The sequence below is a fragment of the Streptomyces boluensis genome (assembly GCF_009908195.1).
Taxonomy (GTDB): Bacteria; Actinomycetota; Actinomycetes; order Streptomycetales; family Streptomycetaceae; genus Streptomyces; species Streptomyces boluensis.
The window spans coordinates 1-5,715 of the sequence record NZ_JAAAHS010000439.1 but is presented as its reverse complement, the minus strand read 5'-3'; the positions used below and the strand labels follow the sequence as shown (position 1 = coordinate 5,715).

The 5,715-nt window shown below is 71.4% G+C and carries 5 protein-coding genes and 1 pseudogene; 2 read left to right on the top strand and 4 right to left on the bottom strand.

Annotation, left to right across the window (positions count from 1 at the left end):
* Positions 1-115: 115 nt before the first annotated feature.
* The 3 genes from GUY60_RS33140 to GUY60_RS33130 are packed head-to-tail and all read right to left on the bottom strand — an operon-like array spanning position 116 to position 2,563.
* Entirely contained in the window at positions 116-1,267 is a 1,152-nt protein-coding gene (locus GUY60_RS33140; RefSeq protein ID WP_161704657.1) for an NAD(P)/FAD-dependent oxidoreductase, read from the bottom strand.
* 10 nt (positions 1,268-1,277) lie between these two features.
* Complete coding sequence (locus GUY60_RS33135) at positions 1,278-2,372, bottom strand: NAD(P)-dependent alcohol dehydrogenase (RefSeq protein ID WP_161704655.1); 1,095 nt, start codon at positions 2,370-2,372, stop codon at positions 1,278-1,280.
* Complete coding sequence (locus tag GUY60_RS33130; protein WP_187370191.1) at positions 2,369-2,563, bottom strand: ferredoxin; 195 nt, start codon at positions 2,561-2,563, stop codon at positions 2,369-2,371. The genes GUY60_RS33135 and GUY60_RS33130 overlap by 4 nt, the downstream gene beginning before the upstream one ends.
* 205 nt (positions 2,564-2,768) lie before the next feature.
* Here GUY60_RS33130 and GUY60_RS38600 point away from each other — a divergent pair, with 205 nt between their 5' ends.
* Positions 2,769-3,245 carry an acyl-CoA dehydrogenase family protein gene (locus GUY60_RS38600; RefSeq protein WP_223178762.1) on the top strand — a complete coding sequence of 159 codons (477 nt, stop codon included), beginning with the start codon at positions 2,769-2,771 and terminating at the stop codon, positions 3,243-3,245.
* Positions 3,246-3,276: 31 nt separating this feature from the next.
* Positions 3,277-4,959 carry an acyl-CoA dehydrogenase family protein gene (locus GUY60_RS33125; RefSeq protein WP_223178761.1) on the top strand — a complete coding sequence of 561 codons (1,683 nt, stop codon included), beginning with the start codon at positions 3,277-3,279 and terminating at the stop codon, positions 4,957-4,959.
* Between the two features lie 420 nt (positions 4,960-5,379).
* Here GUY60_RS33125 and GUY60_RS33120 read toward each other — a convergent pair.
* Positions 5,380-5,715 (bottom strand): annotated as a pseudogene (locus GUY60_RS33120) (acetyl-/propionyl-CoA carboxylase subunit alpha); the annotation flags it as partial.

The following is a 5,715-nucleotide window of genomic DNA, read 5'->3' as shown; positions in this document are numbered from 1 at the left end:
GGGAAGGGGTGCTGGAGCTCGGCGGGCTCGGGGGTCCCGGCAGTGGCGGCGGTGGGTGGCGTCATCGGTTCCTCCGGAGGGGGAGAGGCGGAAAACGGATGGGACGTAAAGGAGTTCAGGCGTCGAGCAGAGGGCGGAAGTGGCGCATCCGGCGTGCGCTGTTCCAGCCGAGGGCGCCGATCGGCTTGCCGCCGCTGCGGTACACGGCGATGAAGCGGCCGTCCTCCGGGCTGCCCTCGGCGATCTCGACGTCCTCGCCCTCAAGGAGTCCGTAGCCCTGGATCTTGATGTCGTACTGGTCGGTCCAGAAATACGGGACCGGGCTGAACGGCTGCTCGGCGCCGAGCAGGTTGCGGGCCGCGGCCCTGCCCTGCTCGGTGGCGTTGGTGCGGTGCTCGATCCGCAGTCGGCGGCCGTAGCCCGGGTGCTGCCAGGCGGCGACGTCGCCGGCCGCGTAGATGCCGGGGGCTGCCTGGCAGTACTGATCGCAGACCAGTGCGCCTCGGTCAAGGCCCAGGCCGGAGCCGGCCAGCCAGTCGGTGGAGGGGACCGAGCCGACGGCGACCAGGACGCAGTCGGCGGGGAGCGTGGTGCCGTCGTCGAGTTCGACGGCGGTGACCTGGCCGTCGACGCCGGTGAGGTTGCGTACTCCGGTGCCCAGGTGGAGTTCGGTGCCGTTGGCCCGGTGTGCCTGGGTCATCAACTCGCCGAAATGCTCCCCGAGTTGGCGCATCAGCGGGACTGGGGCAGGGTCCACCAGTGCGACGTCAAGGCCCAACTTCCGGGCGGTGGCGGCAACTTCGGAGCCGATCAGCCCGGCACCCACCACGACGAGCCTGGAGCCGGTGTCGAAGGCGGTGCGCAGTGCGCGGGCGTCGGCCTCGGTGCGGAGGACGTGTACGCCCGCCAGGTCGGCGCCGAAGGGCAGCGGGCGGGCGCTGACACCGGTCGCGATGATCAGGCCGTCGTATGCCAGTTGCCGTCTGCTGTCCAGCGTCACGGTGCCTCCGACGGGGTCGAGGGCGGTGGCGCTGCGTCCGCCGAGCCAGGCGACACTCAGCGCGTCGATCTCCTCGGGGCGGCGTAGCGCTGTGCGCTCGATCTCCCACTGGCCGGCCAGTACCTGCTTGGACAGGGGTGGCCGGTCGTAGGGGAGTCCGGACTCCGCGGAGACCAGGGTGATCTCGCCGGTGAAGCTGTCCTGGCGGAGGGCCTCGACGGCGCTGACCGCCGCGGCTCCGCCGCCGACGACGACTATGTGCTGCACGTTCGTCTCCTCAGATGACGAGGACGGGCTTGATGGTCTCGCCGCTTCTGCTGTCCTGTTCGGCGTCGTTGATCGCGTCGAATGCGTAGGGGCGGATCATCCGGTCGAAGGGGAAGCGGCCCTGTTGCCAGTGTTCGATCAGCTGCGGGATGAAGGTCTGCGGCACCGCATCGCCCTCAAGCAGGAAGGTCACAGTGCGCCCGGCAAGCAGCGGAGGCGGCAGCTCGAGCAGCACATCGGCGCCGGCGGCCAGGCCGAGCGCGCCGCGCGGGCCGAGAGCCTCGACGGCGGAGCGCATCACGGAGGGGACGCCGGTGGTGTCGAAGGCGTGGTCGAGTCCGCCTCCAGTGATCTCCTGCAGTTGGGCGACGAGGTCGGGGTCGGCGCCGTCCAGGGCGTGCGTGGCGCCGAGCTCGAGGGCGAGCTCGCGACGCTTGGCGTGCAGATCCACGGCTACGATCCGGGCGGCTCCGGCGAGACGGGCGGCCAGGACGGCCGAGAGGCCGACGGCGCCTGAACCGAAGACCGCCACCGAGGCCCCGGCGGTGACGCCCAGGCCGATCAGGATGCTGCCGGCGCCGGTCTGCACCCCGCAGCCGAGCGGGGCGAGCACGTCCAGCGGAAGGTCCGGGTCGACCGTGACCACGCTGCGCTCGGTGGCGACGCAGTGGTGGGCGAATGAGGACTGTGCGAACCAGCGGGAGCTCAGCTCGGTGCCGTCCGCTGCGACCGCTCCGGTGGAGCCGTCCACCCGGCGACCGGTGAGGTTGCGCTCGCGGAACTCTTCGCAGTACGAGGGGGCACCCGCCAGGCACTGGCGGCACCAGCCGCAGCTGTCGAAACTGAGCACGACATGGTCGCCGGGGCGGACACGGGTGACCCCGGAGCCGGTGGACTCCACCACTCCGGCACCCTCGTGCCCGAGGATCGCGGGCAGCAGCTCGGCCCCGGCCGGGCGCGGGCGGCGACCGCTGAGGTCGGTGTGGCACATCCCGGCCGCGGCCACCCGGACCAGAACCTCCCCGGGGCCCGGCTCGGCGAGCTCGACGTCCTCCAGGGTGAAGGGGGCGTCGCCGGCGCGCAGGACGGCGGCCCGGGTTCTCATGCCGTGTCCGCGGAGAGGATCGCGCGGCCGGGGCAGACCTTGACGGACTCGCGCACGCCGTCCAGCTCTGTGGTCGGCTTGTCGTCGAGGAGGATGACGATCCCGTCGTCGTCCTGGTCGAAGACGGCGGGGGCGAGCATCACGCACTGCCCCGATCCCACACAGCGGTCCGGCTCGATGGTGACCTGCATCATGGGTGCTCTCTCTCGTGTCCCGTGGTTGCGGATTCTCTTCACACGTATTTCGGACGGGCATCGTCTAATATTGGAGGAACCTAGAAGCGCGGTCTTGTGCTGTCAAGGGTTTGGGCGGCGGCGGAGCCTTGATCGCGTTTCAGGGTGTGGCTAGCGTACGAAAATCAGACGAATTTCGTCAGCATTTCAGGGGGAGATCACCTTGGCGATCCCACTCACCGAAGACGGACGCGAACTCCAGTCCGTCGCCCGCAACTTCCTCGCCGCGTACGGTGCCCGCGCCGAGTGCCGGGCGCTGCTCGACAGTGACGACTCCGGGGCTCTGCCGCGCTTCTGGTCCGACCTCGCCGCCCTCGGCTGGCTGGGCGTCCACCTGCCCGAGAAGTACGGGGGCGGCGGCGCCGGACTCGGCGAACTGGGCGCACTGATCGAGGAGTTGGGGCGCGCCGTGGCCCCAGGGCCGTTCTTGCCCACCGTGCTCACGTCGGCGGTGATCGCCGCCCAGGGCAGCCGGCCGCTGCAGGCCCAGCGACTCCCCGGCCTTGCCGACGGCAGCGTCCGCGGCGCCTGCGGCCTCGGCGGCACACTGCGCCGCGCGGGGGTGGACCGTCACCGGGGTTGCCGGAGCGGTGCTCGGCGCCGGGCAGGCCGAACTCCTCTTGCTCCGTTGCGGATCTGACCTGGTACTGGTCGAGGCGGCAGCGCCGGGCGTGGGGATCGAGGTCCCGGCCAACATCGACCGCGGGCGGCGTGCTGCCCGGGTCGAGCTGGACAACGTTCCGATCATCGAGGACGGACTACTGGCCGGGGCCGTTCCGGCCGCGCTCGCCCTGCAGCGCACCTTGCTCGCCGCGGACGCGGTCGGCGGGGCCCGGCAGTGCCTGGACGACGCCGTCGCCCATGTCAAGGTGCGCGAGCAGTTCGGCCGTACCGTCGGAACCTTCCAGGCCGTCAAGCACCACTGCGCCAACATGCTGGTGGAGGTCGAACTCGCCACCGCCGCCGTGTGGGACGCCGCTCGCGCGGCGGACGATGAGGCCGCCGGGTCGCGTCAGTTCGAACTGGCCGCAGCTGTCGCCGCAGCGCTGGCCGCCCCGGCCTACAGCCACAATGCGCGGCTCAATATTCAGCTGCACGGGGGTATCGGCTTCACCTGGGAGCACGATGCCCACCTGTTGCTGCGGCGGGCCACCGCCGTGGAGGCGCTCTTTGGCCCCGCCGAAGCCGCCGCCGACACGGTGCGGTTGGCCGGGGCCCGGGTTCGCCGTGAGGGGAAGGTCGCACTGCCGCCTGAGGTCGAGGCCCGCCGCGCGGAGGTCCGGGCCGTTGCTCAGGAGGTCGCCGCGCTCCCGGCGGAGCAGCGGTCCAAAGTGCTCGTCGAATGCGGCTACGCCGTGCCGCACTGGCCACATCCCTGGGGTCGGGCCGCCTCCGCCGGGCTTCAGCTGCTGATCGACCAGGAGTTCGCCGAGGCTGGAATCGCCGCACCGGTCTACGGCATCACCGGGTGGGTGCTGGCGACTGTGCTGCAGCATGGGAGCGAGGAACAGGCACAGCGCTGGCTGCCCAAGGGCCTGGCACAGGAGCAGATCTGGTGCCAGCTGTTCAGCGAACCCGGCGCGGGCTCGGACGCGGCGGCCGTATCCACCCGGGCTGTCCGGGCCACCGACGGAAGGAACGGCTGGATCGTCAGCGGCCAGAAGGTGTGGACCAGCGGGGCCCACCTCGCCACCCGCGGACTGGCCACCGTGCGCACCGCCACAGCCGCGTCCAAGCACGCCGGAATCACCATGATGGCGATCGACATGCACGCCCCCGGAGTGGAGGTTCGGCCGCTCAAGCAGATCACTGGCGAGTCCCGGTTCAACGAGGTCTTCCTCAGCGGCGTCTTCGTCCCGGACGAGGATGTCGTCGGCCCGGTCGGCGGCGGCTGGATGGTGGCCCGCTCCACGCTCGGCAACGAGCGACTGAGCATCGGCGGCGGGCAGGCCGGGGACGTCCCGGTCGAGGAGGAACTACTCGCCTCGCATGAGGATGTCGGGCGCCCCGCCGCCCTGACGCCGCGGGTGGGCACCCTGCTGGCCCGCGGCCAGGCCGCGCGGCTGCTCAACCTGCGTCGCGCGGAGCGAGCGGTGGCCGGTGGCGAGCCCGGGCCGGAGGGCAACATCACCAAACTCCTGCGTGCGGAGCGGCAGCAGGAGGCCGCTGAGATCCAACTAGCGCTACTGGCTCATGAGTTGATGCTGGCGGAGGAGGGTACGGAAGGAGGGCTGCAGGCCGTGCGGCTGCTGGAGTGCCGCGGCCGTTCCATCGCCGGAGGGACCTCCGAGGTCACCCGCAACCAGATCGCCGAGCGCATCCTCGGCCTGCCCCGTGACCCGGTGCTGCGCTGATGGGCTGATCCGAACGCGGTACGGGCTCGTTCGTCGGCGGATGTGCGGGGTGACGAGTTGGACGAGCAGCTCCTCGTCCGGGCCGAACACGACGCTCCAGTGGCCTCCGTGACTCAGCCACGCGTGCAGCGCGGCGAGGCCCCGCTCGTCCCCGGTCACCTCGATGCGGATCTCCACGAGCCTCAACTCCCCCTGCCCGAAGCCGATTTCCTGTCCAGCGCAAGTCGCTGGGGTGCCCCCTCAGGGGCGCGGGGCTGTGACATGTGCGGCTTCGCCGCGTGGGCGCGAGCAACCACGACGAACCCGCAGACGCGTCTGCCACGGACTGTCTTACGGCGGCTGCGGCCCGTCGCAGGGCTGGTCGCGCAGTTCCCCGCGCCCCTGACGGGGCTCAGTCACGTACCGGACCGGACGTCAGTCCTTGATCTCGTTGACGAACTCGGTCTCGATCCAGCGGGTGTGGACCGTGAACACGCCTTCAGATGCCGCAGTGGTGGAGCCGGTCACTTCGGGCCGGAACGCCGGGTCGACCACGACCGCCTGGTGGAACGGGATGGCCGTGGCCATGCCCTCCACCTTGAACTCCGCGAGCGCACGCGCCGCACGCTGCAGCGCCTGGGCCGGTCGGCGCGGCGAAGCTGGTGACGGTGCCGGGGGCGGGCAGGAAGTTACGGCCGGGGCCTCGCCGTTGATGCGGAACTCGAAGCTGTGGCCGCGGACGAGGTCCGCGTCCTCACCGGCGCCGTAGGCCGGGAC